Source organism: Streptomyces sp. NPDC111606 (genome assembly GCF_055656945.1).
In genome coordinates this window covers 263,552-290,456 of sequence record NZ_JBVKBY010000011.1, presented here as the reverse complement: position 1 = coordinate 290,456, position 26,905 = coordinate 263,552, and the positions used below count along the sequence as shown (strand labels likewise).

Here is a 26,905-nt window from a genome sequence, read left to right as displayed (position 1 = left end):
TCGTGCCGCGTACCGACCTCAGGCCGATCAGCCGCCTCGCCGCACCTCGAAGTGGTCGATGCGCTCCCCGTCCTGGGCCAGTGCCGACACCTTCAGCCGGGGCTTCGCGCCGCCCTCCGCCTCCACGGTGAGGAAGGAGAAGCCCCGGTAGCGCACCCGCGACCACTGCACGCTCTCCGCCTTGGTGGCGCGTGACTTGGTCCACTTGAAGGTGTCGACCGACTCCCGCTCGGTCACATGCCCCTCGTAGCTCTCCTCGACGCCTGCGGGGAAGCCGTACAGCTCCTTGCCGCCCCCGCCCGCCGTGACGTACACGATGCCGTCCCGCGTCGGGTCCGTCGAGGCGCCGATGGGCACCTGCCGGCCGACCTCGCCGTTCTTGATGGCGTCCGTCCGCTCGTAGACGTGGTTGTGCCCGTTGATCACCAGGTCCACCTGGTGGCGGGCGAACAGCGGCACCCACTCGGCCCGCACACCCCCGTCGGACGCGTGCGAGGACGTCGAGTAGGCGCAGTGGTGGAAGAAGACGACGATGAAGTCGACGCCCTTCGCCGCCCGCAGCTCACCGAGCCGCTCGTCCAGCCACTTCGTCTGGCGGCCGTCCGTGTGGCCCCGGTTGGCGGGAATCTCGTACGACACGTCGTTCGCGTCCAGCGCCACGAAGCCGACGTTGCCGTAAGTGAAGGAGTACACGCCCGGGGCCGTACGGGAATCGAAGCCGCTGTCCGGCAGGGACCAGCGGGCCAGCTGGCCGCCGTAGCCGTCCGGCGAGTACCAGGCCTCCATGTCGTGGTTGCCGGTCGTCACCATCCACGGCACCGACTTGGCCACCGACTCGGTCTGCTTGAGGTAACCGTCCCAGAAGCCGGGGTCGTAGGCGTCCGACTCCTTGCCCTGGCCCTTGACGTTCGCGTAGCAGATGTCGCCGGCGTGGAGGTGGAAGGCCGGGTTCTGGCCCAGCAGGAGTTTGTCGTTGGCGGCGGCCGCCTCGCTGACGCCCTGGTCGCCGAAGGCCGTGAAGGTGAAGGTCTCCGGGCTCGCGGGAGCCGTGCGGAAGGAGGCGATCGTCGCGCGGTTCTTAGGGGCCGCCGGGTCGAAGCCGTCATGGCCCACGCCGTAGTAGTACGTCGTGCCGGGGCGCAGGGAGTCCAGTGCCGCGTGGACGTAGTACTGCTCCAACGCCGCGCGGATGCCCTGCAGTTCGGGGGTGTACAGATCGCGGATCTCGGCGTCGATCCTGCGGCTCAGGTCGTCGGGCCGCAGGCCGATCCGGACGTAAGGCTTCTTCACCGCGGCCGGGACCTGCCACGTGATCCGCATCTGCGACTTCGGGTCGGCGCCGAAGGCGAGATGGCGGCCGAACGGGGCGACGGCGGAGCCCGGCACCTTCGTCAGGGTGGACGCGGGCGCCGATACGGAGGGCTTCGTACCGGGCGTGCCCGGCCCCGACCCCGAGCAGCCCGTCAGCAGACCGCCCGCCACCGCGCCCGCCGTCACCAGCGTGCGGCGCCGGGTCAGTTTCGTACGCAGGTACTCGTGCTGTTCCGCCATGCTCATACGGCGGGCGAGCTGGGGCGGGATGCCGAAGTCGGGGAGGTCCATGCTGGGAAAGTTCCCAGCAACGGCCAACACCCGGCATACATGCGGGTGAACGCCGGTCGACACCCAGACGCCGTCCCTCGTCAGGGTGTCCGTATCGCGGACATCGTGTGTCATCCCATGGGACGAGGAGTAGGGTGCCGACATGTCTCGCAGCCTCAATCTCGCAGTGATTCCCGGTGACGGCATCGGCCAGGAGGTCGTGGCCGAAGGCCTGAAGGTCCTCTCCGCCGTCCTTCCGCAGGATGTGAAGCTGGAGACCAAGGAGTACGACTTCGGCGCCAGGCGCTACCACGCCACGGGTGAGACCCTCACCGACGCCGACCTCGACGCCCTGAAGAAGCACGACGCGATCCTGCTCGGCGCGATCGGCGACCCGGGCGTGCCGTCGGGCGTCCTGGAGCGCGGCTTCCTGCTGAAGCTCCGCTTCGCCTTCGACCACCACGTCAACCTGCGTCCGTCGAAGCTCCTTCCGGGGGTCGCCACCCCGCTCGCCGGACAGCCCGAGATCGACTTCGTCGTGGTCCGCGAGGGCACCGAGGGCCCGTACACCGGCAACGGCGGCACCATCCGCAAGGGCACCGAGCACGAGGTCGCCACCGAGGTCTCCGTGAACACGGCCTTCGGTGTCGAGCGCGTGGTCCGCGACGCCTTCGCCCGCGCGCAGGCCCGCCCGCGCAAGAAGCTCGCGCTGATCCACAAGAACAACGTGCTGACCTTCGCGGGTCACCTGTGGACCAACATCTTCAACAAGGTGGCCGAGGAGTTCCCCGAGGTCACCACCGAGTACATGCACGTCGACGCGGCGACCATCTACCTGGTCACGCAGCCCGAGCGCTTCGACGTCATCGTCACCGACAACCTCTTCGGCGACATCATCACCGACCTCGCCGCGGCCGTCTCCGGCGGCATCGGCGTCGCCGCGTCCGGGAACATCAACCCGTCCGGCGCGTTCCCGTCCATGTTCGAGCCGGTCCACGGCTCGGCCCCGGACATCGCCGGCCAGGGCAAGGCCGACCCCACCGCCACGGTCCTGTCCGTCGCCCTGCTCCTGCGCCACCTCGGCTACGACGCCGAGGCCGCCCGCATCGACGAGGCGGTCTCCGCCGACCTCGCGGAGCGCACCGGCAAGCCCGCCCGCAGCACGTCGGAGATCGGCGACGCGCTGGCCGTACGAGTAGCCGGCTGACACCCGTCGCGCTACTCGAAACAACTTTCGAAGCCGCCGGGTCACTCGCACCCGGCGGCTTCCCCATGTCCGCCGCCGGGTGACACCATCAACCCCTGGATCGCGATTTCGCGCCGATCACGTCGAACAGGCCGATTTCTTCCACGGCACCCGCTTGAGATAATCGAACGCGGAGCCGCGATACGAAGGAATGCTCGGACGTCCTAGCACTGGCCACAGGCAGTACTGGCGTGATCGCGGCCCGCCACAACGAAACCGGTGAAGGACATCTACTCATGACGACGCCCACGATCGAGCTCAAGCCGTCCGCCAGCCCGCTCGCCGCCGCAGACCGCGAGGCGATACTGGCCAACCCCGGGTTCGGCCGCCACTTCACCGACCACATGGTGACGATCAAGTGGACCGAGGGCCGCGGCTGGCACGACGGCCAGCTCGTGCCGTACGCGCCGCTCTCCCTCGACCCGGCCACGATGGTCCTGCACTACGCGCAGGAGATCTTCGAGGGCCTCAAGGCCTACCGGCAGCCCGACGGGTCCGTCGCCACGTTCCGTCCCGAGAAGAACGCCCAGCGCTTCCAGTCCTCCGCCCGCCGGCTCGGCATGCCCGAGCTGCCGGTCGAGACGTTCATCGAGGCGTGCGACGCGCTGGTGAGCCAGGACCGGGCGTGGGTGCCGACGCACGGTGGCGAGGAGTCCCTCTACCTGCGTCCGTTCATGTTCGCGACGGAGGTCGGTCTGGGCGTGAAGCCCGCGAGCGAGTACCTCTTCATCGTCATCGCCTCCCCGGCCGGCGCCTACTTCCCGGGCGGCGTCAAGCCGGTGTCCATCTGGGTCTCCGAGGACCACGTCCGCGCGGTGCCCGGCGGCATGGGCGACGCCAAGACGGGCGGCAACTACGCCGCCTCCCTGCTGGCCCAGGCCGAGGCCGCCGCCGAGGGCTGCGCCCAGGTCTGCTACCTGGACGCGGTCGAGCGCAAGTGGGTCGAGGAACTCGGCGGCATGAACCTGTACTTCGTGTACGGCGACAAGATCGTCACTCCGTCCCTCACCGGCTCGATCCTGGAGGGCGTCACCCGCGACTCCCTCCTGGCCGTCGCCCGTGACCTCGGCTACGAGGCCGAGGAGGGCCGCATCTCCGTCGACCAGTGGCAGCGCGACTCGGAGAACGGCACCCTCACGGAGGTCTTCGCCTGCGGTACGGCCGCCGTCATCACCCCGGTCGGCACCGTGAAGCGCACCGGCGCCCAGTGGCAGCAGGGCGACGGGGAGCCCGGCGAGGTCACGATGAAGCTGCGCCAGGCTCTTCTCGACGTCCAGCGGGGCAAGGCCGAGGACAAGCACAGCTGGATGCACAGGCTGGGTTAACTCTCGGCCTTGACCGTCAGGGCCGCCGTGGCCTCCGAGTCCGCGGCGGCCCTTTCACGTACGAGAGCGGCGTCGGCGATCGTCAGCAGCACGTACGCCACACCCCCCACCAGCCCCGACAGCAGGAAACTGCAGTCCACCCCGCCGGTCAGGGACAGCAGTGGCCCCTCGTACGACGGGAGGGAGACGGCCAGCAGGCCGACCGTCGCCCCCAGTGCCCACGCCACCGTCGCCGGGATGTTCCAGCCGGCCCGGTACCAGTAGATCCCGCCCCGCGCCCGGCGGTTGAAGACCTGGAGGGCCTCCGCGTCGTACAGGCCACGGCACCGGGCGAAGCCGATCAGGGTGATGACCGCCCACGGGGTGCCGATCGCCGTCAGCAGCAGGACGAAGGACGTCATAGCGTCCTGCGCGGACGAGTAGTAGTGGCCGACGAAGACGCAGGCGGTGGCGATCACGGCGACCGTGTACGTGGCCGTCGCCCGGGAGGCGCGCGGCAGGATGGCGTCCAGGTCGAGGCCCATGGAGTAGAGCATCAGGCCCGCGTTGCCGACCGACCCGGCGGACGCGGCCAGCAGCAGGGGGACCAGGTACCAGCCGGGGGAGGCGGAGACCAGCGGTCCGGCGTAGTCGAGGGCGGCCCCCGCCGCGTACGCCGTGAAGGTGCCGAAGAGCTGGGGGATCAGCAGGCCGAGGGAGAGGCCGAGCCAGGTCGCGTGCAGCACCCGGCGTGAGGAGTGGCGGGCCGGGGAGATGTAGCGGGTGTAGTCGCCGAGCAGCGTGATGAAGGCGATCGGCCCGGACAGGCCCGCGGCCACCGTCGCCAGGAACCAGGTGGGCCAGAAGCCGCCCAGCAGATATCCGCCCGCCTCCGGCAGCGCGCCGGTCGTGAAGTGCGGGGCGTAGGCGATCACGCCGAGGACCAGCAGGGCCGTCATGCCGATCGCGAGGACGCGGGACATGGCGAGCAGCACGCGGTAGCCGTACACCGCGCCCGCGACGGTCGCCGCGGCCAGCAGCGCGTAGACCACGCCGTAGGAGATCCCGCTCGCCGGCAGTCCGACCAGCCGGCCCAGTACGCCGACCATCACATCGCCGCCGATCCACACGGTCAGGGCGGTGTATCCGAGGGCCAGCAGCAGGCCGACCACCGAGCCGACCAGGCGGCCGCGCACGCCGAACTGGGCGCCCGAGGACGTGGACAGGTTCGTCGCCGTGCGCAGCGAGATCAGGGCGAGCGGGGCGGTCAGGGCCGTGCCGGCCACCGTGCCGACCACGATCGAGCTCACCGACGCCCACCAGTCCAGGCCGAACGACGGCGGCAGCCAGCCGAAGACGATCACTCCGAGACAGAGGTTGGACCCCAGCAGGATCGAGACGAGATCCCGGGGCCCGCTCGTGCGTTCCCCGTCGGGGATGGTGTCGACTCCGCGCTGTTCCATCGGCATATTGGTCTCCCTCGGTTAGAACGACGTTCAATGTGATGTGTCCTAACCTCTGCCGTCAAGCTTTCGGTTGCATCAATCCGGTGTTTAGAGTGATGCTCTAAATTGAGGAAGACAAGGAGGTGCCGCGTCGTGAGACTGACCCCGACGGAACGTGACCGGCTGCTGCTCTTCGGAGCCGCCGAACTGGCCCGGGCCCGCCGGGCCAGAGGGCTCAGGCTGAACGTGCCCGAGGCGACCGCGCTCATCGCGGACACCGTCTGCGAGGCCGCCCGGGACGGAGCCCGGCTCGCCGAGGCGATCGAGCGTGCCCGGTCCGTGCTCGGGCCGGACGACGTGCTGCCGGGCGTGGCGGACGTCGTCACCGAGGTGCATGTCGAGGCCGTCTTCGACGACGGGTCGCGGCTGGCGGTCGTGTCCGACCCCATCGGTGGCGGCGGGCTCGCGGACCAGGGCCCGGGAGCGCTGCTGCCGGCGCCCGAGCACGCCGAGCCCGAGGCGGTCCTGCGGGTGATCGTGACGAACACCGCCACCGTGCCGGTCTCCGTCACCTCCCACTTCCACTTCTTCGAGGCCAACCCGCGCCTCGACTTCGACCGCGGCGCGGCCTACGGCATGCGGCTCGCCGTTCCGGCCGGGTCGTCGACGCGCTTCGGGCCGGGGGAGAGCGTCGAGGTCGGGCTTCTCCCGATCGGCGGCGAGCGGATCGCGATCGGGTTCGCGGGGCTCGTCGACGGGGCGCTGGACGCGCCGGGCGCCCGCGAGGAGGCACTGCGCCGCGCCGCCGCCTGCGGCTATCTCGGCGTGACGGAAATACCCGATCAGGAGCAGGAGGCCGAACGATGAGCCGTCCCGGAGGGCACCCCGCACAGGCCCGCCGCCTCACCCCGTACGAGTACGCCGCCACCCACGGCCCCCGCGCCGGCGACCGCATCCGCCTCGGCGACTCCGGCCTGACCATCCGCGTCGAGTCGGACTCCCAGCGCTACGGTGACGAGTTCCTCGCCGGGTTCGGCAAGACCGCCCGGGACGGGCTGCACCTCAAGGCCGCCGCCGTGCGGGAGACCTGTGACGTGGTGATCAGCAACGTCGTCGTGATCGACGCGGCGCTGGGGATCCGGAAGGTCTCCATCGGCATCAGGGAGGGCCGGATCTGCTCGATCGGGCGGGCCGGGAACCCCGACACCCTCGACGGTGTCGACGTCGTGGTCGGCACGGGCACGTCGATCGTGTCCGGCGAGGGGCTCATCGCCACCGCCGGGGCCGTCGACACGCATGTGCACCTGCTGTCGCCGCGCGTCATGGAGGCGTCGCTGGCCTCCGGCGTGACCACGATCATCGGGCAGGAGTTCGGGCCGGTGTGGGGCGTCGGCGTCAACTCGCCGTGGGCGCTGCGGCACGCGTTCAACGCCTTCGACGCCTGGCCCGTCAACATCGGCTTCCTGGGCCGCGGTTCCTCGTCGGACGGGGCCCCGCTGGTCGAGGCCCTGGCCGAGGGTGGCGCCTCCGGCTTCAAGGTCCACGAGGACATGGGCGCCCACACCCGGGCGCTGGACACGGCCCTGCGCGTCGCCGAGGAGCACGACGTCCAGGTCGCCCTGCACAGCGACGGCCTGAACGAGTGTCTCTCGGTCGAGGACACCCTGCGTGTGCTGGAGGGCCGCACCATCCACGCCTTCCACATCGAGGGCTGCGGCGGCGGACACGTCCCGAACGTGCTGAAGATGGCCGGCGTCCCGAACGTCATCGGCTCCTCCACCAACCCGACCCTGCCCTTCGGCCGGGACGCGGTCGCCGAGCACTACGGCATGATCGTCTCCGTCCACGACCTCAAGACCGACCTGCCCGGCGACGCCGCCATGGCCCGCGACCGCATCCGCGCCGGGACGATGGGCGCCGAGGACGTGCTGCACGACCTGGGCGCGATCGGCATCACCTCGTCGGACGCGCAGGGCATGGGGCGCGCGGGTGAGACCGTCCGCCGTACCTTCGCGATGGCCGGGAAGATGAAGGCCGAGTTCGGCGCCCCGGACGACGGCGACGACAACGAGCGCGTCCTGCGCTACATGGCCAAGCTGACCATCAACCCGGCCATCGCGCACGGCCTCGCGCACGAGGTGGGGTCGATCGAGGCCGGCAAGCTCGCCGACATCGTGCTGTGGCGGCCCGAGTACTTCGGAGCCAAGCCGCAGCTGGTGCTGAAGTCCGGCTTCCCCGCCTACGGCGTCGTCGGCGACCCCAACGCGGCCACCGACACCTGCGAACCCCTCGTCCTGGGGCCGCAGTTCGGGGCGTACGGCGACACGCCCGCCGACATCTCCGTCGCCTTCGTCGCGCAGGCCGCCGTCGACCAGGGCAACGACTCCATGCCGACCCGGCGCCGCCGGGTCGCCGTGCGCGGCACGCGCGGCATCGGGCCGGCCGATCTGCGCCTCAACTCCCGTACCGGAGCGGTCGACGTCAACCAGCGCACCGGCCTGGTCACCCTCGACGGCGAGCCGCTGCGCTCCGAGCCGGCCGACTCGGTCTCCCTCAACCGCCTCTATTTCCTGTGACGTTCAGACAAGGACCTGCCATGACGACCCCCGCCGCCGACGGCTTCCGCATGCCCGCCGAGTGGGCCCCGCACGAGCGCACCTGGATGGCCTGGCCGGGACCCAACCCGACCTTCGAGGACCCGGACGACCTCGCGGCCTCCCGGATCGCCTGGGCGTCCGTCGCCCGTGCGGTCCGCCGCTTCGAGCCGGTGACGGTGGTGTGCGGCCCCGGCCGGTCGGCCGAGGCCCGTGAGCTGCTCGGCCCTGGCGTCGAGACGGTCGAGCGGGACCTCGACGACGCCTGGATGCGTGACATCGGCCCGACCTTCCTCACCGGTGCCAAGGGCGAACTCGCCGCCGTCGACTGGACGTTCAACGGCTGGGGCGCCCAGGACTGGGCCCGCTGGGAGCACGACGCGAAGGTCGCCGCGCACGTCTCCGACCTGGCGGGGTCGGTCAAGACGTACGCCTCGAAGCTGGTCAACGAAGGCGGAGCGATCCACGTCGACGGCGAGGGCACCGTCCTGCTCACGGAGACGGTCCAGCTCGGCCCGGAGCGCAACCCGCACTGGACGCGCGAGCAGGTGGAGGCCGAGATCCACGCCCACCTCGGCACCCGCAAGGCGATCTGGCTGCCGCGCGGCCTGACCGGCGACTATCCCCCGTACGGCTTCGGCACCCTCGGCCACGTCGACATCGTCGCCGCGTTCGCCCGGCCCGGCGTGGTCGTCGCCCATGTGCAGCCGGACCCCGCCCACCCCGACCACGAGGTGACCAAGGAGATCGTCGGCCTGCTGAAGTCGCAGACGGACGCGCGCGGCCGCCGCCTGGAGGTCGTCGAGGTGCCCGCCCCGACCGTCCTGGAGGCGGACGGCCACTGGGCCGACTACTCCTACATCAACCACTACCTCTGCAACGGCGGCGTGGTGCTGTGCGGCTTCGACGACCCGCGTGACGAGATGGCGGCCGGCATCTTCCGCCGGCTGTTCCCGGAGCGGACGGTGACGCTGGTGGACGCCCGGACGATCTTCGCCGGTGGCGGGGGCATCCACTGCATCACCCAGCAGCAGCCGAGGGCCGGGGTCAGGTAGAACGTACGGGTGAACGTACTGCTCTGCGCCTCCTGCGGAACCCGGCTGACCGAGCCGGTCCGGCAGCTCGCTGCGATGCCTCCGTATCCCGGCTGGGACGGGCTCCCGGGCCCGGACGGCCGGCGGCACGGCCCGCCCAGCCTGCCGCGCGGGACGTTCGTCGTCGACCCGCTGCCGTTCGGGGCGCCGTTCGAGCCGATCGGTCCCGACGAGGAGTACGACGGGGTCGTGCCCGGCGGCAGGTGGAAGTCCGACGAGCGGGGCTTCCTGGTCTCCGCCGGGCCGTGCGGCACCTATGTCCTGCACCCGGACGACGTCGTGGACATCGCCCCGCACCCCGACCCGTACCGGCTCATCGGCTGCTGCGGGCCGGACGGTGAGGCCGGGGTCAACCACGTCTGCGGCTGCGGGGCGGAGGTGGCGATCGTCGCCGCGGACTGCACGAGCGGCTACGAGACCCGCCTCGTCCCGGACGCCGTCCGCGTGGAGGCCGTCGCATGACCCCCGCCCGGCGCCGTACGCCCGCCCCTCCCCGCGAGGACGTTCTCGCCGCCGCCATGGAGATGATCGCCGAACGCGGCCTGGAGAAGCTCACCATGGCCGCCCTCGGCCGTGAGGTCGGCATGAGCAGCGGCCATCTCCTCTACTACTTCCACTCCAAGGACGAGCTGCTGCTGCGGACCCTGGAGTGGAGCGAGGGCCGGCTCGGCGCCGAGCGCGGGCGGCTGCTCACCCGGACCGCCTCCACCCGTGAGCGCCTGGACGCGTACGTCGACCTGTACGTCCCCGACGGCCACCGCGACCCCCACTGGACGCTGTGGCTGGAGGTCTGGAACCGTTCGCAGAACGCCGACGACGACGCCCGCGACCGCCAGGCCGCGATCGAGGGGGCCTGGCACCGGGACCTGGTGGCGCTGCTGGCGGAGGGGGTGTCGAGGGGCGAGTTCCGAGCGGTCGACCCGGACCGCTTCGCCGCCCGCCTGCGGGCCCTGCTGGACGGCTTCTCCATCCATGTGGCCATCGGGCTGCGGGGCACGGACCGGGGGACGATTCTCGGCCACGTACGGGAGTTCCTGGACGAGGGCCTCCTCGCGGACGCCTGACCTCCCGCCCGGGTTGTACGCAATAAGACCGATTGACCCTGTGGCCGGTGATGCGTTTGCCTCGTTGCGAACTCCCGGCGGGGGCCGGGGGTGAAGCGTCGGCGGGGACCACAGGGGGGAACATGTCCGGAGTCGCACGTGTGTCCAGAGCCTCGTTAGGCGCGGCGCTGCTGCTCGCGCTCGCCGGGACGGCGGCCCCGAGCGCCGGCGCGGCGCCACACCCACCGCGCGTCGAACGCGTCAGCACGGCCGCCGACGGCACCCAGGCCGACGGCCCCTCGAACGACGCCGCGCTCAGCGCCGACGGCCGCCATGCCGCGTTCGTCTCCACCGCGCCGAGCTTCGGCTGCGCGCACTTCACCCCGTGCCTGCTCGTGAAGGACCTGGCCGGAGCCGGGGTCACCAGGATCGACCTCGGCAGCGGCTACACCTACGGCTCGCCGATGCCGAGTGCGGACGGGAGCCGTATCGCCTTCTCGGCGGGCACCCGGTTCCTCGCGCCCTACCTGTACGACCGCGCCACCGGCCGCTCGGAGCGGCTGTGGCCCGAGAACCCGCCCGGCTCCAACGAGTTGGGGCGCGTGCAGTCCATCAGCCCGGACGGCACGCATGTCGCTTACACGATCGGCAACCGCAACGGCTCGGAGAACTTCCGGCTGCTGTACGTCCGCGACACGGCCACCGGCACCGACGAGCTGATCTCACCGGCCGCGGAGGGCGACAAGCCCGGGGCGTCGGTCAGCGGCGACGGCGAACGGGTCGCCTACTCCGTCCGCAGCGACTCCGAGGAGGACCCGGCCGACGTCTTCGTCAAGGACCGGGCGACGGGCGAGCGGACCCAGGTCGACACGGGCCTCGGCGCCGCGTTCCTGGTCCGCATCACGGCGGACGGCCGTCGCGTCCTCCTCGAAGCGGAGGGTGGCCTCTACGTCCACGACCTCCGCACGGGCGCCTCGCGGCGGGTGGCCGAGGGGGCGACGTCCTCCGCCACGGCGGACGGCCGGTATGCCGTCGTCTCGGGCGCGGACGGCAACCGTGTGCGCGATCTGCGGACGGGAGCGCGCGGCGCCGCCCTCCCGCCGAGCGCCCAGCTGACCGAGGGTGCGCTGGCCGACAAGGGGCGTGCGGTGGCGTTCGGTTCGACGGCGTCCCACCTGGTGCCGGGCGACACCAACGCGGAGTCGGACGTGTTCGTCTTCGCGGGCGAACTCCGGCACAACCCTGCCCCGATGCCGTCCGTCACCGAGCGGATCAGCATGACGCGGGACGGACAGCAGCGGCCCGGGGCGTCGTACGACCCGGTGATGGGGGCGGACAAGGTCGTCGCCTTCACGTCGGACGACGACGTGTTCGTCAACGCGGCCGGCGGCATCGGCCAGGTCAACTCCAGTGCACAGAAGCCGTCGTCCGAGGGCACGCCCTGCTCCAGCGGACGCATGGTCGGCTATGCGGCCCCTTACGACCCCGACGGCGGTCCGGGCGTCCACATCCGTAACCGCTCGGTCGGCAAGCTGACCAGCCTGGGCTCCTACCAGGGCGTCCGCTTCACCTGGATGGGACAGCCCGCGGTGGACCCCGGCTGCCAGTGGATCACCTACGCCGCCACGCTGCCCGCGACCGACGCCGACCCGCATCCGCACCCCCGCGTCTACCGCTTCCGCTTCAACGGCGGCACCACCGACGTCGTCAGCGCGCCCACGGGCGAGGCGGCGGGCAACCCGTCCATCAGCTACGACGGCCGGTACGTCGCCTTCGAGCAGGGCGGCGCCATCCAGGTCCGCGACCTGGACACCGGCGTCCTGGACCAGGCCGGAGCCGGCGGTGCCGTCGCTCCTTCCCTGAGCGAGGACGGCCGCCGGGTCGCCTTCCGGCAGGGCGACGAGATCCACGTCCGGGACCTCGACGCGGGCACCACCACGCGGGTCAGGGGCGCCGAGCCCTCGCTCTCCGGCAGCGGTACGCACCTCGCGTACACCTCGCGAGACGCCGTGTACCTGCTCGAACTCGCCACCGGGGAGAAGCAGTTGGTCAGTGTCGACCGCTGGGGCGGCCGCAACGACCTGCCGGCCCGGCACCCCTCCGTCAACGCCGACGGCACTGTCGTCGCTTTCGAGTCGGCGTCACCCGATCTGGTGGAGGGGGACACCAACGGGGTGTCGGACGTCTTCCTGAGGACAGTTCAATGACAGCAACCATCAACGGGGGAACAACCATGCACAGCACCAAGCGAGTTGTCGCGCTCGCCATCGCCCTGGCCGCCGCGACGGCGACGCTGTCGGGGACGTCGGCGGGCGCCGCGCACAGGGCGCCGTACACCGAGAAGGCGAGCGTGGCCCCGGACGGCACGGACGGCAACCGTGGCTCCGACGGGCAGAGCCTGAGCGCCGACGGCCGCCATCTTGCCTTCGTCTCCGACGCCGACAACCTCGTCGCGGGCGACTCCAACGGCGTCGCCGACGCGTTCGTGCGCGACCTGAGGACCGGCGTCACCCGCCTGGCGAGCACCTCGGCGGACGGCGCCCCGGGGGACGCCAACGTCCTGGACGTATCGCTGACTGCCGACGGCCGGTACCTGGCGTTCACCTCCAACCCCACCTACAACACCGCCGACAACCACATCTTCGTCAAGGACCTGAGGACCGGCGCCCTGCAGCGCATCGACGACACCGTCGACTCGGGCTACACCGCCGGCAGCATGCCCGCCCTCAGCGCCGACGGCCGCTACGTCGCCTTCGTCGCCCTGCGCACCGGTGACACGGGGCAGGCGGGCGACGGCTCCAACCGGGTCTACCGCGTCGACCGCGTCACCGGCGAGCGGGTCCGCATCAGCCAGGTCCCCGGCGAGGGCGCCTGGAAGTCCGCCGCCACCCAGCCGACCATCAGCGCCGACGGCAACAAGGTCGGCTACCAGTTCTTCGTGCCGTACCCCACCCGGGGCGACTGGAGCGACGCCTACGTCCGTGACGTGCGCAGCGGCGAGCTGACCCACGTCGACAAGGCGCCGGACGGCGCGGCGTCCGACGGGCACACCGAGTACCCGCAGGTCAGCGCCGACGGCCGGTACGCGGTGTTCAACTCGCTGGACTCGAAGCTGACGCCGGGTGACACCAACGGCACCCACAACGCCTTCGTCCGTGACCTGAAGACGGGGGACCTGCGCCGCATCGACGCCGCCGACCCGGCCGCCTACACCGGCTCTGCCCGGCTGAGTGCCGACAGCAGGTACCTCGCGTTCGGCTCGGCAGCCCCGAACACCGCACGTCAGGTGTACGTGCGCGACCTGCGCACCGGACGCACGGAGCTCGTCAGTGCCGCGGCACAGGGCGGCCCGAGCGCCGACTACGCGGAGTACCCGGTGATCGACCGGCACGGCCGCACGGTCGCCTTCGGCAGCCGGGGCGCCGACCTGGTGCCGGACGACACCGCCGACACCACGCACGTCTACGTCCGCCACCTGCGGTGATCAGCACAGTGCTCGCATCCTGAGACGGACGGTGAGCACGGGGGTGACTTGTGCCAGACTGCCCCCGTGCTCTCGTTCGCCATGATTATTGGCAGCAGGCGCGCCGGTCCGCAGTGACCACCACGTACGACCAGGTACGGGTGGACACCGTCGTCCTCGACCCGCGCGCAGACCTCTCGCACCCGCGAGAGGTTTTTCTGTTTCCCGGCCCACCCGCAGCCGGGCGGAGAGCGTGAGGGACCATAGGTGGGGGCGGTGGAGCCGGTCATTCCGGTAGACCGAGATCCAATACAGGAGCCTTACGACCATGTCGGTAACCAGCGAGCTCGACGACTCGTTCCACGTCTTCGACACCACTCTGCGCGACGGCGCCCAGCGGGAGGGCATCAACCTCACCGTCGCCGACAAGCTGGCCATCGCCCGTCACCTGGACGACTTCGGCGTGGGCTTCATCGAGGGCGGCTGGCCGGGCGCCAACCCCCGCGACACCGAGTTCTTCGCGCGCGCCCAGCAGGAGATCTCCTTCAGGCACGCCCAGCTGGTCGCCTTCGGCGCCACCCGCCGCGCGGGCGGCAAGGCGTCCGAGGACCCGCAGGTCAACGCGCTCCTGGACTCCGGCGCCCCGGTGATCACCCTCGTCGCCAAGTCCCACGACCGGCACGTCGAGCTCGCCCTGCGTACCACCCTGGACGAGAACCTGGAGATGGTCCGCGACACCGTGTCGTACCTGCGCGAGCAGGGCCGGCGCGTCTTCGTCGACTGCGAGCACTTCTTCGACGGCTACCGCGCCAACCCCGAGTACGCGAAATCCGTCGTACGCACCGCCTCCGAGGCCGGCGCCGACGTCGTGATCCTCTGCGACACCAACGGCGGCATGCTCCCGGCCCAGGTCCAGGCGGTCGTCTCCACCGTCCTCGCCGACACCGGCGCCCGGCTCGGCATCCACGCCCAGGACGACACCGGCTGCGCGGTCGCCAACACCCTCGCGGCCGTCGACGCGGGCGCCACCCACGTCCAGTGCACGGCCAACGGCTACGGCGAGCGCGTCGGCAACGCCAACCTGTTCCCCGTCGTGGCCGCCCTGGAGCTGAAGTACGGCAAGAAGGTCCTGCCCGACGGCCACCTCCGCGAGATGACCCGCATCTCGCACGCCATCGCCGAGGTCGTGAACCTCACCCCGTCCACCCATCAGCCGTACGTCGGCGTCTCCGCCTTCGCGCACAAGGCCGGCCTGCACGCCTCCGCGATCAAGGTCGACCCGGACCTGTACCAGCACATCGACCCCGAGCAGGTCGGCAACACCATGCGGATGCTGGTCTCCGACATGGCCGGCCGCGCCTCGATCGAGCTCAAGGGCAAGGAACTCGGCATCGACCTCGGCGGCGACCGGGAGCTGGTCGGCCGGGTGGTCGAGCGGGTGAAGGAGCGCGAGCTCAAGGGCTACACGTACGAGGCCGCCGACGCCAGCTTCGAACTCCTGCTCCGCACCGAGGTCGAGGGCAAGCCGCTGACGTACTTCCAGGTCGAGTCCTGGCGCGCGATCGTCGAGGACCGCCCCGACGGCAGCCACGCCAACGAGGCCACGGTCAAACTCTTCGCCAAGGGCGAGCGCATCGTCGCCACGGCGGAGGGCAACGGCCCGGTCAACGCCCTCGACCGCGCCCTGCGGGTGGCCCTGGAGAAGATCTACCCGCAGCTCGCCAAGCTGGACCTCGTCGACTACAAGGTCCGCATCCTGGAGGGCGTGCACGGCACCCAGTCCACGACCCGCGTCCTGATCTCCACGACCGACGGGGCGGGGGAGTGGTCCACGGTCGGCGTCGCCGAGAACGTCATCGCGGCGTCCTGGCAGGCGCTGGAGGACGCGTACACGTACGGGCTCCTGCGGGCCGGGGTGATCCCGGCGGAGTAGGCCGAACGGACCTCGTCGCCTCCCCCGGGCCGGCCGTCCACGGCACAGTGGAGCCATGGACGACAAGGACACCGACGCCCGGCACTTCCTCGCCCGGGGGCAGGTGGCGACCCGGCTGCCCGCCCAGGACCTGGAGCGGGCCCGGCGCTTCTACTCCGAGAAGCTCGGTCTGGACCCGGTCGACGAACGGCCGGGCGGGCTGCTGTACCGCTGCGGCGGCACGGAGTTCGCCCTGTTCCAGTCCACCGGAGCAGCTCCCGGAACCTTCACCCAGATGGGCTGGCAGGTCGAGGACGTGGACGCCGTCGTGGCGGAACTCAGGCGGCGCGGCGTCGAGTTCGAGGACGTCGACGTGCCGGGCCTGCGGACGGTCGACGGCGTCGCCGACGTCGAGGGGCACTACCCCAGCAAGGGCTTCCGAGGAGAGCGCGCCGCCTGGTTCCACGACAGTGAGGGCAACCTGCTGGGCATCGGTCAGCCCTACGCCTGAACCGCTACTGCAGACGCCACTTCTGGTTCGCGGCGCCCGTGCAGCTCCAGATCTGCGCGCGGGCCCCGTTCGCCGAGGAGTTGTCCGTCACGTCGAGGCACTTGTCCGCGGCGCGGTTGACCAGATCGCCCGTCGTCGCGTTGTACGACCACTGCTGCGCACCCGATCCGTTGCAGCCGTACAGCTGGACCTTCGCGCCGTTCGCGGTCGCGCCGGACGTGACGTCCAGGCACTTGCCCAGCGCCCGCACCGACCCGTCCGCCTGCACGGTCCACCGCTGGGCGGTCGAGCCGTTGCAGTCGTGGAGCTGCACCGCCGTACCGTCGGCCGACGAACCGCCCGCCACATCGAGGCACTTGCCGGCAAGGCCCACCAGCGACCCCGACTGCGACGGGCCCTCGGTCTGAGTGCCCGACCAGGTGAACGTCGCCGACGTCTTGCCGGGCAGCGAGTAAGTGGCGTGCTGCGAACCCCAGTTGATCGTCACCGTCCTCGCATTCGACGCATCGTTGTACGCGATCAGCGCCTTGGACCCGTCCGTGTTGCGCCACGCCACGTTCGGCACCGACGACGACGCCGTGGACGCGATGCGCTGCGCGCCCGGCTTCACGAACTTCGTCAGATGGCCCATCGTGTAGTACTCGACGGTGTAGTCGACCTGCCCGTGCCGGGAGTCCCCGTTGTGGACGGTGATCAGGCCGTCGCAGGTCCCGCAGCCGCCGTTGTGCGGACCCCGGTTCTGGTCCAGCGCGAGTGACCACTTGGTCACCGACTTCGCCCAGTTCCGGGTGTAGTCGATGATGTTCATCATGTCCTCGCGCTGCTGGTTCGCGATCCAGGTGCCACCCGAGTGCTCGGTGCCGAACGCGTCCAGCTGCGGATACCGGTTGTGCACCTGGGTCTGCTCGGCCACGTCACCGCCGTAGCCGTGCCAGGCGATCCCGCCGAAGTTCGGGTGGTTGCGGACCGCCGCGTCGTCGACCGTCTGCGCGGCGTAGGCGTCGTAGGTGTCCCAGTTCCAGTCGTGCGCCATGACCTTCGTCGACAGCCCGGCGTTCTGGAGCTTCGGCAGCAGCTCGTTCTTCGTGAAGTACGCGAGCCCGCTCGCGTTCCAGCTCATCGACGGATAGCCCGAGCAGCAGGTCGGCTCGTTCTGCGCGGTGACGTACGAGATCGGGATGCCCTGGGCCTGGTAGGCCTGCACGTACTTCACGAAGTACGAGGCGTACGCCCCGTAGTGCTCCGCCTTCAGCCAGCCGCCGTTGAGCTGCCCGTTGTCCTTCATCCAGGCGGGCGCCGTCCACGGCGAGGCCATCACGGTGAGCGAGGGGTTGAGCTGACGTGCCTGCTTCGTCAGCGGTACGACGTCCTGGAGATCGTGGGCGATCGAGAACTCGGACAGATCCGGATCGGTCTGCCCGGCCGGCATGTCGTCGTAGGTGTAACCGAAGCGGGCGAGGTCCGAGCCGCCCATGGGATTGCGCAGGAACGACAGCCCGATGCCCTCCGTCGGGGAGAACAGCTTGCGCATCGTCTCGTCCTTCGTGGCCTGCGACAGCGCGCCGCTGCCGTCCATCAGCCAGGCCGCGGTGTCCGTGAAGGACGCGCCGCCGCCGGTGAAGGACTGGTAGCGGGTGTTCTCGTCGACGGTGATGTTCTCCCCGCTGCCGCCGGAGCCGGCCTGGAAGGCGAACGGAGTCTGCGGCTGGAGCCCGCGGGTCACATGGCGTCCGCCGGTGTCGTCCGTCGTGGTCAGCCAGGCGGTGACCTGTTCGCCGGCGGCCTGCGCGGGTGTGGCCGCCGTGAAGCCGGCCGTGGTGAGGAGCCCGGCGAGAAGCAGTCCGAGCGTCCGGGTGGACCGAGAGGATGGCGTGGATCGAGTGGATCTCCTCATGGAGCGCCGCCCTTCTGTCGGTGGGGGATGGGGCGTGCGAGGCGTGAGTAAATGACGGCTTCGTATGCGCGTCAAGGGGTCGCGCGTTCATGAGGTGAAGGGACAACGGCACTGCTCCGGGCGGGAGTTGAGTGCGCACCGGCTCTGACGTGAAGTCTTGACGCCAATCGGCACCCCGCAGTTAACTCAAGGCGTGAGGTAAGTCATAAGCGGGCCCGTCGGCGCGGGGATCACCGAGGCGGTGGAGAGGCGGGGGCGAGGCGGTGGCGAGGCGGAACGCGGCGTACCGCGCGGCCTGAGCCGCCGTACGGTACGCGGCGGCTGCCGTGGGGCGCCGGTCCCCGTGGGAATCCAGCCACCTGGACCGGCGCCTTTGCCCGTCCCATCAGGTAGCGTCGAGAGTATGAGGACTCCGCTCTTCCGGGGACTCATGCGCTTGCTGATCGTGCCGGTCGCCGCGACCGCGGCGGTGCTCGTGGCCGGCCCGCCCGGCGCACATGCGGCCACGGATGTTTCCCGGGTTGCCGAGGCGCTGCGCGATGATCCCGTCTACGTGGATCCCGCAGCCTCGGACCAGCTGTCGTCGGCCGATGCGGAAGCGCTCGCCGACAAGATCAAGGATGCCGACAAGCCGGTCTTCATCGCCGTCCTGCCGGCCGACCAGCCGACCAGGAACCTACTGCTGAACCTGCGCACGGAAACCGGTGTGACGGGCCTGTACGGCGTCCGTGTCGGTGACCGGTTCGACGCGGCGGCCGACTCCTCGGTGATGTCCAGGCAAGCGGTGGACAACCTGGTCTCCTCGGTGCAGAGCGCCGGTGACCCCAAGGCCCAGCTGAACGACTTCGTCGACTCGGCCCTGCGCAACGTGAACGGCACGGCACCGGCCAGTTGGAGCGACGGCGGGGGCGGCGACGGTGTGGACGCCGGCGGTCTGATCGCCATCGGCGTGGTGCTGGCGGCCGGCGGTGCGGGCGCGTACGCGCTCGTCAAGCGCAACCGGCGGCGCCACGAGACGGAGCAGCGGGCGGCGCTGGAGAAGCTGCGGGTCGTGGTCGACGAGGACATCACCGCCTTCGGTGAGGAACTGGACCGGCTGGACTTCCACCCGGGCGAGGCCGGTGCCGACGACGCGATGCGCGCGGACTACGAGAGCGCCCTGGACGCCTACGAAAAGGCGAAACGGCTGATGGACTCCGCCCGCAAACCGGAGGACGTCAAGGCAGTCACCCAGGCCCTGGCGGACGGCCGCTTCTCCCTCACCCAGCTGGCCGCCCGCCGGGAGCACCGGCCTCTTCCGGAACGCCGGCCGCCGTGCTTCTTCGACCCGCGGCACGGCCCGGCGGTGGCCGACGAGACCTGGACCCCGTCCGGCGGCACCGCCCGTGAGGTCCCGGTCTGCGCGGCCGACCGCACCCGCCTCTCCGAGGGCCGCGACCCCGTGATCCGCGAGGTCGACACCGAGTACGGCCGCCGCCCGTACTGGGACGCCGGCCCGGCCTACGGACCCTGGGCAGGCGGCTACTTCGGCGGCGGCATCCTGCCCGGCCTCCTCATCGGCACCCTGCTCGGCAGCATGATGGCCACGCCCGCCTACGCCGCCGACTACGGAGCGGGCTACGGCTACGGCGGTGGCGGCTACGAGGGCGGTGACGTCTCCGGCGCGGACTTCGACAGCGGGGACTTCGGTGGCGGATTCGGCGGCGGGGACTTCGGTGGAGGAGGAGGGTTCGACGGCGGCGGGTTCTGAGGAGCCTCGCCTTCCGCCGCGATCAAGGGGCCGGACGCGCGCCCGGTCGGCACCGTGTCAGGCCAGCTCCCTTCCGGACGTGACGACGACGCCGTACGCGTCGGCGATGGCCGCCAGCGCACTGCGGTGCAGCTCGTCGGCGGAGACATCCACGATCGAACGGGTGGCGCACGCGTCCGCCGGCACGGTCGGCTTGTTGCCGCGCAGGGCCGCGGACGCCGTCGTGTACGCGATGCACATGTGGGTCATGAACCCCGCGACGATCACGGAGTCGTTCCCTGCTTCATCCACGAGCTTGCCGAGGTCGGTCCCGTGGAAGGAGTCCGGGGCCCGCTTGACGACCACGGACTCGCCCTCGATGGGTGCGACGGCGGGGTGTATCCGGCCGATCTCCGTGCGGATGTCGTACAGCGAACCCTCGCCGTCGTCGTGCTGGACGTGGATGACCGCGGCTCCCGCCTCGCGGGCCCGGGACAGCAGATCCGACCCCGCTTCGAGGGCCGGCTTCCAGCCGTCGAGTTCCATCGCACCGCGGGTGTAGGTGTTCTGGTAATCGACGAGGATCAGCGTCGAGGACGCGAGGGCCGCAGGGGTGTCGTCGGCACCGCCGAGTTCGCGCAGCGTCTTGCTGGCCACAGGACTTCTCCAGGGGTTGGGGGACTTGAGGTTCCGAGGACTCGTCGAACGAGTCGAACCGTTGCTCAACAGCCTGTTGAACACGTATGCGACGCTATGGCCCGCACCGGACTGTCGGCAATGACGCGCTGTTCGCAGAAACCGACACCCGCGTCCGCGAGCGAGGCAGGGGGGACAGGGTGGGGACCGTGAACCGGTTGATCGTGATCGTGCTGTTCGAGGGCGTCGACCTTCTCGACGTCACCGGCCCGCCGGAGGTGTTCTCCCTCGTCCCGCACGAAACCACCGAGGGCGTCGGCTACGAGATCGTCCTGGCCGCCGAGACGACCGCGCCGGTGACGACGGCGGCGGGCGTGCGGATCCTGCCCGATGCCACCTTCGACGAAGTCGCCGTACGGGCCATCGACACGCTCCTGGTCCCCGGTTCCGTCGAGATGGACGGCGAGCGCCGCATCCACCCCGTCACCGAGCCCGGCACGGTGGCCCGGGTGAAGGAGCTGGCCGGCCGTGCCCGACGGGTGGCCTCGGTGTGCGTCGGCGCGCACATCCTCGCCGCCGCGGGGCTCCTCGACGGCAAGCGCGCCACCACGCACTGGTCGACCGCTCAGCGGCTCGCCGCCGACCATCCGGCGGTGCGGGTCGACCCGGATCCGATCTTCATCCGCGAGGAGGGCGAGATCTGGACCGGCGCGGGGATCAGTGCCTGCCTGGACCTGTCCCTGGCCCTGGTCGCGGAGGACTTCGGCGAGCAGGTCGCGCTGCGCGTCGCCCGCCAGCTCGTGATGTACCTCAAGCGGCCCGGCGGCCAGTCCCAGTTCAGCGTGCCGTTGGAGCCGGTGTCCACGACCCGGCGCATCGAGGACCTCCGGCATCACATCCTGAACAACATCGACCAGCGCCTCACGGTCCCGGACCTGGCCGCGTACGCGCATGTCAGTGACCGCCAGCTGACCCGCATCTTCAAGTCCGAACTCGGCATGACGCCGCACGCCTACATCGAGTCGGCGCGGGTCGAGTTGGCCGGCAACCTGCTGGAGACCACCGACGCCACGCTGGAGCGGGTCGCCACCGTCTGCGGGTTCGGCACGGTCGACACCCTCATCCGGGCGTTCCGCCGCCGGCACGCCACGACGCCGAGCGAGTACCGGGCGAGGTTCCGGGCCGCTCCGGTCCGGGTGACGGCCGAAACGGGGTGAGCGAGGTACCTGCGGCGCGGCACGGGCCCGGCGTCCGAGGACACCGGGCCCGTGGTACAGCAAGCTCAGACGTGCAGGGACGTCACAGGGACGACGCCGCGGAGGCGATCGCCGACGCGAAGGTGGAGACCTCGGTGTAGACACCGGGGGCGTTCGGGCGGGCGCAGCCTATGCCCCAGCTGACGATGCCGACCTGGATCCAGGCGTTGCTCGCGTCGCGGCGGAACATCGGGCCGCCGGAGTCGCCCTGGCAGGTGTCGACACCACCGGACGGGAAGCCGGCGCAGATCTCCTCGTTGGCGATGAGGCCGCTGTAGCCGCTGTAGGAGCGGCACTGGGCGTCGCTGACGAACGGCACGTTGGCCTTGAGCATGTAGCGCTGCTGGGCACCGCCTTCACGGGCCGCGCCCCAGCCGGCCACGGTGAAGGTGCCGGTGTTGTACTGCGTGGTCGTGGCGATCTTCAGCGTCGGCAGGTTGATCGGCTGGGCGAGCTTGATGAGCGCCCAGTCCTTGCCGTCGCCGTTGTAGCCGGGGGCGCGGTACACGTACGTGGAGCGGACCTGGACGCGGCCGCTGGTGGACTGCAGGTCCACGACGCCGGCGGTGGCGGTGATGCTGGTGTTGGGGCCGGTCGCGCCCACACAGTGCGCGGCGGTGAGCACGATCTGCTGGGTGTAGAGCGCGCCGCCACAGCCCATGGAGAGCCGGACCATGAACGGGAACTCGCCCTGCGAGGCACGGGTTCCGCCGACGACGCGCGAGTCTGCGGCCTGCGCGGCCGAGACGGGCTGAAGGCTGACGATCGCGAGAGCGGCGGCGCCGAGGACCGCGCATCTCTTGAGGGCGGTGAGGAGCTTCTTCAACGTGATGCCTTCCGTGGGGGGTTGGACATACGAACGTGGAGAGAGCACTGAAATGTAGGGGGCATGCCAAGCAAGGGGGAGTGACCTTCTGCTGACATGCGCCGGTCAATTCCTTTGCTGGATTATGGGAATCCTGTGACCGCCCCCACAAGGGGCCAATTCCAGCCACGCCGGGTTCAGGCCTCGTCCCGTTCCGGCCACGCCTGCTCAGGCCCCGTGCCTCCCGCCCGAGCCCGCGTCGCGTGCGCGTACCGCTCCCCGGCGGCATGCCACCAGCCGGGCGGGGACGGCCCGTTGGCGACGGAGGTCGGCTGACCGGGGTGCAACCCGAGCCGCCACAGGGCACCGGCGGCGACATGGACCGTGATCCACGCCCGCCGCCGCCCGCCGCCCGTCGGCCCCCGGCGCGCACACGCGATCCCAGCGGACCTCACCGGCCTCGAACGGCATCCAATCGATGCCGCGCTCCCGCAGCCAGGCCCGCGCGAACACGGCGACGCCCAGCAGAAAGAGAGCGAACGGCATGAAGAAACTCCGCAACTCGAAGTAGAAGGTGAAGACGGAACGGCACGTCGAACGGCCGTCCGGCAGCGGAGTGAGCCCGGAAGCGGAAGCGAACGCTGATCAGAGGGACATCACGAGCAGCCACCGGAGAGCCGGTGGCCGGAGTCTGGAGGCTTCGGCGCTGGACACGCGGGCAGGCCATGCGGGCCCTGCCGAGGAGAGTCACCGGTTTTCGGGCGCGGCCGGATGGCACGCGCACGGGATGTGCCGCTCCCGCGATACACGACGACGACGGCGGCAAGGCCGACGACCAGGCCGATCGCGGTCTGCGCACCGAACGGCTCGTCGAACATGAACGCTCCCCACACCGCCGTGACCGGCGCCATGAGGAACATGAGGGTGTTGACCTTGGTGACTCCGGAGCGCCGCAGGATCATCCAGTACAGCCCGTACCCGCCGAACGTGGACAGCGCGACGAGCCAGCCGATCGCGGCCCAGAAACCGGCCTCGGCGGGCGGCACGGCCGCTCCGGTGCTCATCGCGAACGCCGTGAACAGTACGGCGCTGGCGGCGCAGTGGACGGTGAGCGCCACCGCGGGCGGAACGGGCGTCCGGGAGCGGCTCTCGAGGAACGTGGCCGCCACCAGCGAGAGCATGCCGAGGAACGGGATGAGATAGGCCCACGCGGCAACGCCGGTCGCCGCCGTGGCGTCGGCCATGGTGACGATGACGACGCCGCTCACCCCCAGGCACAGCCCCAGCCACTGCCGGCCTGAGACGTACTGCCGCAGCAGTGGCCCGGCCAGCGCACCGGCGACCAGGGGCTGGACGCCGTCGATCAGGGCCGTGGTGCCACTGGAGACGCCGAGCTGGATGGCGTAGTAGACGGTGAGCAGATAGCCGCTCTGCGAGAGCGTGCCGATCACGGCCTGGCGCGTGATGTCCCGCCGGGTCAGACCCCGCCACGACGCGCGACCCAGTACAGCGGCCACGACGGCGAGGATCACGGCGAGCGGCAGGAACCGCCACATCAGGATCGTCACCGCGGACGCGCTCCCGGCGCCGAGCTTGGCCCCGATGAACCCGGAGCTCCAGCTGAGGACGAAGGCGATGGACAGCAGGGCGTTCACGCCAACCACTTCCAGTAAACAGATCGGTATACCTTGCTCGCACCGGAAAGTATACAGATCGGTATACTCGGATGCCATGGGCACCGCAGAGCAGCAGCCGCAGCGCGTCACGATGACGCGCGCCGCACGACGCGTCCTGGAAGCCGCCGAGCGGCTGTTCTACGAGCGCGGCATCCACGCCGTGGGCGTGGACCTCATCGCCGCGGAGGCGGGGGTGACCAAGAAGACCCTCTACGACCGCTTCGGCTCCAAGGAGCGGATCGTCGTGGAGTACCTGACCGGCCGCGACGAGCGCTGGCGGGCCTTCCTCGCGCAGTACCTCGACGACCACCTCGACACGGCGCACACGACACCGCAGGCGCGCGTCCTGGCGGTGTTCGACGCCTCACGCGCGTGGTCGGCGGAGTACGGCTCCAAGGGATGCAGCATGGTCAACGCGCATGCCGAGATCAGCGACCCCGCCCACCCGGCCCATCCGGTGATCGCCGGGCAGAAGGAGTGGATGCTCGCCCTGTTCACCCGTCTCGCGCGAGACGTCGCCCCGGACGACGCGGACCGCCTGGGCCGGACACTGATGCTGCTTCACGAGGGAGCGCTCGTCGCCCACGGTCTGAACACCTTCCCGGACCCGATCGCACACGCCCGTGACCAGGCCGCGGCCCTCCTCCAGGCACCGGAAGGGCAGCCGTGAGCCCGTCGCTCCGGGGGCCGCTGCGAAGGTGAGCGATCAAGGCCCCCGACCTAGACTGAAGGTGGCACGGGGGACGGGAGCCGACCCGGGAGGACGCGATGTTCCGGCACACCCGACTGCCAGGAGAATCCGCCGAGTACCTCGCCGCCCGCGAGGAACTGCGCCTCGCCGAGATCGAGTTGATGCGTCAGGGCGAGGAGGTCGCCGCCCGCCGACGCGCGCTCCCGCCCGGGCCGCCGGTCGACGACTACGTCTTCCTGGAAGGCCCCGCCGACCTCGACGCCGGCGACGAACCCGTCCGCGAGGTGAGGCTGAGCGAGCTGTTCACCGCCCCCGAACGGCCGCTGCTCATGTACCAGTTCATGTACGGCAAGGCGGATACCGACCCCTGCCCGATGTGCACCATGTGGATCGACGGCTTCAGCAACATCCGCCACCACGTCACGCGCAATGCCGACTTCGTCATCGCGGCGGCCGCCGACCCGCCCGTCCTGCGGCAGCACGCGCGCGACCGTGGCTGGCACCGGCTGCGGCTGCTCAGTTGCGGCGACAGCACGTTCAAGTACGACACGGGCAGCGAGGACAAGGACGGCGCTCAGGACTCCACCGTCTCCGTGTTCACCCGCGACGCCGACGGCACGATGCGCCACTTCTACTCAGCGCACCCGCGCATGTCCGACGACATCGGCGAGCGGGGCATCGACCTGCTGGCCCCCGTCTGGCCCCTCCTCGACCTGCTGCCGAAGGGACGCGGCGACTGGTACCCGAGCGTCGTCTACTGACCTGGGATCCGGGCCGCCGGCCCGACAGCACGGTGATGGCGGACACTTCCTGACCTACTTCGCCCCTACGTTTGCGTCATGAGCCCGCACCGCGACCCGCAACCCCGCGCCTTCGCCTCCGCCGACGCCCTCGACACCTGGCTGGCGGAGCACCCGGCCCCGCACCCCGGCCTCTGGGTCAGGGTCGCCAAGAAGGACTCCGGCATTCCCTCCGTCACAGCCGCCGAGGTCAACGACGTGGCCCTGTGCCACGGATGGATCACGGGGCAGCGCAAGGGACTCGACGCGTCGTACTACGTACAGCGGATCACCCCGCGCCGGCCCGGCAGCCTCTGGTCGATGGTCAATGTCCGGCGGGTGGCGGAACTGTCCGCCGAGGGGAGGATGCGCCCGTCGGGTCTCGCCGAAGTGGACGCCGCGAAGGCGGACGGGCGGTGGGAGGGGGCGTACGAGTCGCAGCGCAACGCCCAGGTCCCGGACGAGCTGGCCGCGGCGCTGGCGGAGGACCCCCGGGCCTTGGCGGCCTTCGAGCAGCTGGGCAGGACCGAGCGCTACCAGCTCATGCTCGGGCTCCTGCGCGCCCGGACCCCGCAGAGCCGAGCGGCTCAGGTCGCCGCGATCCTGCGGCAACTGACATAGCGCCGGTGAGTGACGGACTCACCGGCGCTGTGCCATCGGGTCACCTCAGGGAAGGGTCACGCGTTCTTGATCGCCGAAATGTCGAAGTGCAGCTTGATCTTGTCGGAGACCAGCACGCCACCCGTCTCCAACGCCGCGTTCCACGTGAGACCCCACTCCGAGCGCAGGATCTCCGCCTTGCCCTCGAAGCCGACGCGCTCGTTGCCGAAGGGGTCCTTCGCGGCGCCGTTGAACTCCAGGTCGATGGTGATCGATTTGGTGGTGCCGAGGATCTCCAGGTCACCGGTGATGCGGTAGTCGTCGCCGCCGAGGGACTCCGCCTTGGTGGAGCGGAAGGTCATCGTGGGGAATTCCTCGATCTTGAAGAAGTCCGCGCTCTTGAGGTGCCCGTCGCGGTCCGCGGACCCGGTGTCGATGCTGTCCATCTTGACGTCGATCGACGCCTTGGACGCGGCCGGGTCGGCGCCGTCCAGCTGCAGCGAGCCGCTGAAGTCGAGGAACTTGCCCTTGACGTTGGTGACCATGGCGTGCCGCACGGTGAAGCCGATGGTGGAGTGGGCCGCGTCGATCGTGTACTCGCCGGTCAGGGCGGTCAGGTCGGGGTTCGCCATGATGTGCTCCTTAG

The 26,905-nt window shown here is 70.7% G+C and carries 23 protein-coding genes; 16 read left to right on the top strand and 7 right to left on the bottom strand.

Translation table 11 applies throughout. From position 1 onward, the window contains the following. Nucleotides 1–27: 27 nt before the first annotated feature. Nucleotides 28–1,602, bottom strand: coding sequence for a purple acid phosphatase family protein (locus tag ACZ7M7_RS34250; protein WP_472123733.1), 1,575 nt, complete (start codon nucleotides 1,600–1,602; stop codon nucleotides 28–30). 142 nt (nucleotides 1,603–1,744) lie between these two features. Between ACZ7M7_RS34250 and ACZ7M7_RS34245 the strand changes: the two genes are divergently transcribed. Both ACZ7M7_RS34245 and ACZ7M7_RS34240 read left to right on the top strand, forming a co-directional pair. Further along, nucleotides 1,745–2,788: a 3-isopropylmalate dehydrogenase gene (locus ACZ7M7_RS34245; protein ID WP_383607473.1), complete on the top strand. Its 1,044-nt coding sequence runs from the start codon at nucleotides 1,745–1,747 to the stop codon at nucleotides 2,786–2,788. Between the two features lie 275 nt (nucleotides 2,789–3,063). Then, nucleotides 3,064–4,152, top strand: coding sequence for a branched-chain amino acid aminotransferase (locus tag ACZ7M7_RS34240; RefSeq protein ID WP_451172621.1), 1,089 nt, complete (start codon nucleotides 3,064–3,066; stop codon nucleotides 4,150–4,152). Here the strand turns inward: ACZ7M7_RS34240 and ACZ7M7_RS34235 are convergent. Beyond that, complete coding sequence (locus tag ACZ7M7_RS34235) at nucleotides 4,149–5,600, bottom strand: cytosine permease (protein WP_472123730.1); 1,452 nt, start codon at nucleotides 5,598–5,600, stop codon at nucleotides 4,149–4,151. The genes ACZ7M7_RS34240 and ACZ7M7_RS34235 overlap by 4 nt on opposite strands. Nucleotides 5,601–5,729: 129 nt before the next feature. Here ACZ7M7_RS34235 and ureA point away from each other — a divergent pair, with 129 nt between their 5' ends. From ureA to ACZ7M7_RS34190, 9 genes are all read left to right on the top strand, one after another. Next, nucleotides 5,730–6,443 (top strand): urease subunit gamma, encoded by a 714-nt coding sequence (gene ureA, locus ACZ7M7_RS34230; RefSeq protein WP_472123727.1) that lies wholly within the window; start codon nucleotides 5,730–5,732, stop codon nucleotides 6,441–6,443. Beyond that, a complete protein-coding gene (locus tag ACZ7M7_RS34225) occupies nucleotides 6,440–8,152 on the top strand; it encodes an urease subunit alpha (RefSeq protein WP_472123724.1) in 1,713 nt (570 codons plus the stop codon). Before ureA ends, ACZ7M7_RS34225 begins: the two co-directional genes overlap by 4 nt. A 20-nt stretch (nucleotides 8,153–8,172) precedes the next feature. Further along, entirely contained in the window at nucleotides 8,173–9,225 is a 1,053-nt protein-coding gene (locus ACZ7M7_RS34220; protein ID WP_472123721.1) for an agmatine deiminase family protein, read from the top strand. Between the two features lie 9 nt (nucleotides 9,226–9,234). Next, entirely contained in the window at nucleotides 9,235–9,726 is a 492-nt protein-coding gene (locus ACZ7M7_RS34215; protein WP_472123719.1) for a hypothetical protein, read from the top strand. Further along, nucleotides 9,723–10,328, top strand: coding sequence for a TetR/AcrR family transcriptional regulator (locus ACZ7M7_RS34210; protein WP_472123716.1), 606 nt, complete (start codon nucleotides 9,723–9,725; stop codon nucleotides 10,326–10,328). Before ACZ7M7_RS34215 ends, ACZ7M7_RS34210 begins: the two co-directional genes overlap by 4 nt. A 122-nt stretch (nucleotides 10,329–10,450) precedes the next feature. Next, nucleotides 10,451–12,514 (top strand): TolB family protein, encoded by a 2,064-nt coding sequence (locus tag ACZ7M7_RS34205; RefSeq protein ID WP_472123712.1) that lies wholly within the window; start codon nucleotides 10,451–10,453, stop codon nucleotides 12,512–12,514. 26 nt (nucleotides 12,515–12,540) lie between these two features. After that, nucleotides 12,541–13,791: a TolB family protein gene (locus ACZ7M7_RS34200; protein WP_472123709.1), complete on the top strand. Its 1,251-nt coding sequence runs from the start codon at nucleotides 12,541–12,543 to the stop codon at nucleotides 13,789–13,791. 307 nt (nucleotides 13,792–14,098) lie between these two features. Then, on the top strand, nucleotides 14,099–15,703 hold the full coding sequence (cimA, locus tag ACZ7M7_RS34195) for a citramalate synthase (RefSeq protein ID WP_451172604.1): 1,605 nt from the start codon (nucleotides 14,099–14,101) through the stop codon (nucleotides 15,701–15,703). A 55-nt stretch (nucleotides 15,704–15,758) separates the two neighbouring features. Beyond that, nucleotides 15,759–16,193 carry a VOC family protein gene (locus tag ACZ7M7_RS34190; protein ID WP_383607462.1) on the top strand — a complete coding sequence of 145 codons (435 nt, stop codon included), beginning with the start codon at nucleotides 15,759–15,761 and terminating at the stop codon, nucleotides 16,191–16,193. Nucleotides 16,194–16,197: 4 nt separating this feature from the next. Here ACZ7M7_RS34190 and ACZ7M7_RS34185 read toward each other — a convergent pair whose 3' ends face one another. After that, complete coding sequence (locus ACZ7M7_RS34185; RefSeq protein ID WP_472123706.1) at nucleotides 16,198–18,087, bottom strand: ricin-type beta-trefoil lectin domain protein; 1,890 nt, start codon at nucleotides 18,085–18,087, stop codon at nucleotides 16,198–16,200. 403 nt (nucleotides 18,088–18,490) lie between these two features. Here ACZ7M7_RS34185 and ACZ7M7_RS34180 point away from each other — a divergent pair, with 403 nt between their 5' ends. Next, entirely contained in the window at nucleotides 18,491–19,837 is a 1,347-nt protein-coding gene (locus ACZ7M7_RS34180) for a hypothetical protein (RefSeq protein ID WP_472123704.1), read from the top strand. Nucleotides 19,838–19,894: 57 nt separating this feature from the next. Here the strand turns inward: ACZ7M7_RS34180 and ACZ7M7_RS34175 are convergent, their stop codons facing one another. Continuing rightward, nucleotides 19,895–20,473 (bottom strand): cysteine hydrolase family protein, encoded by a 579-nt coding sequence (locus ACZ7M7_RS34175; RefSeq protein WP_472123702.1) that lies wholly within the window; start codon nucleotides 20,471–20,473, stop codon nucleotides 19,895–19,897. A gap of 179 nt (nucleotides 20,474–20,652) precedes the next feature. Here ACZ7M7_RS34175 and ACZ7M7_RS34170 point away from each other — a divergent pair, with 179 nt between their 5' ends. Beyond that, nucleotides 20,653–21,669 (top strand): GlxA family transcriptional regulator, encoded by a 1,017-nt coding sequence (locus ACZ7M7_RS34170; protein ID WP_472123698.1) that lies wholly within the window; start codon nucleotides 20,653–20,655, stop codon nucleotides 21,667–21,669. 82 nt (nucleotides 21,670–21,751) lie between these two features. Here ACZ7M7_RS34170 and ACZ7M7_RS34165 read toward each other — a convergent pair whose 3' ends face one another. Both ACZ7M7_RS34165 and ACZ7M7_RS34160 read right to left on the bottom strand, forming a co-directional pair. After that, nucleotides 21,752–22,534: a S1 family peptidase gene (locus ACZ7M7_RS34165; RefSeq protein ID WP_369273609.1), complete on the bottom strand. Its 783-nt coding sequence runs from the start codon at nucleotides 22,532–22,534 to the stop codon at nucleotides 21,752–21,754. 635 nt (nucleotides 22,535–23,169) lie between these two features. Then, nucleotides 23,170–24,168 carry a DMT family transporter gene (locus ACZ7M7_RS34160; RefSeq protein WP_472123694.1) on the bottom strand — a complete coding sequence of 333 codons (999 nt, stop codon included), beginning with the start codon at nucleotides 24,166–24,168 and terminating at the stop codon, nucleotides 23,170–23,172. Nucleotides 24,169–24,244: 76 nt separating this feature from the next. Between ACZ7M7_RS34160 and ACZ7M7_RS34155 the strand changes: the two genes are divergently transcribed. The 3 genes from ACZ7M7_RS34155 to ACZ7M7_RS34145 all read left to right on the top strand — a co-directional run bounded on the left by ACZ7M7_RS34155 (nucleotide 24,245) and on the right by ACZ7M7_RS34145 (nucleotide 26,280). Beyond that, complete coding sequence (locus ACZ7M7_RS34155) at nucleotides 24,245–24,859, top strand: TetR/AcrR family transcriptional regulator (RefSeq protein ID WP_472123690.1); 615 nt, start codon at nucleotides 24,245–24,247, stop codon at nucleotides 24,857–24,859. Between the two features lie 98 nt (nucleotides 24,860–24,957). After that, on the top strand, nucleotides 24,958–25,641 hold the full coding sequence (locus ACZ7M7_RS34150) for a DUF899 family protein (protein ID WP_383628546.1): 684 nt from the start codon (nucleotides 24,958–24,960) through the stop codon (nucleotides 25,639–25,641). A gap of 78 nt (nucleotides 25,642–25,719) precedes the next feature. After that, nucleotides 25,720–26,280 carry a YdeI/OmpD-associated family protein gene (locus tag ACZ7M7_RS34145; protein WP_472123687.1) on the top strand — a complete coding sequence of 187 codons (561 nt, stop codon included), beginning with the start codon at nucleotides 25,720–25,722 and terminating at the stop codon, nucleotides 26,278–26,280. A gap of 56 nt (nucleotides 26,281–26,336) precedes the next feature. Here ACZ7M7_RS34145 and ACZ7M7_RS34140 read toward each other — a convergent pair whose 3' ends face one another. Beyond that, nucleotides 26,337–26,891 (bottom strand): YceI family protein, encoded by a 555-nt coding sequence (locus ACZ7M7_RS34140; protein ID WP_472123684.1) that lies wholly within the window; start codon nucleotides 26,889–26,891, stop codon nucleotides 26,337–26,339. Nucleotides 26,892–26,905: the final 14 nt, after the last annotated feature.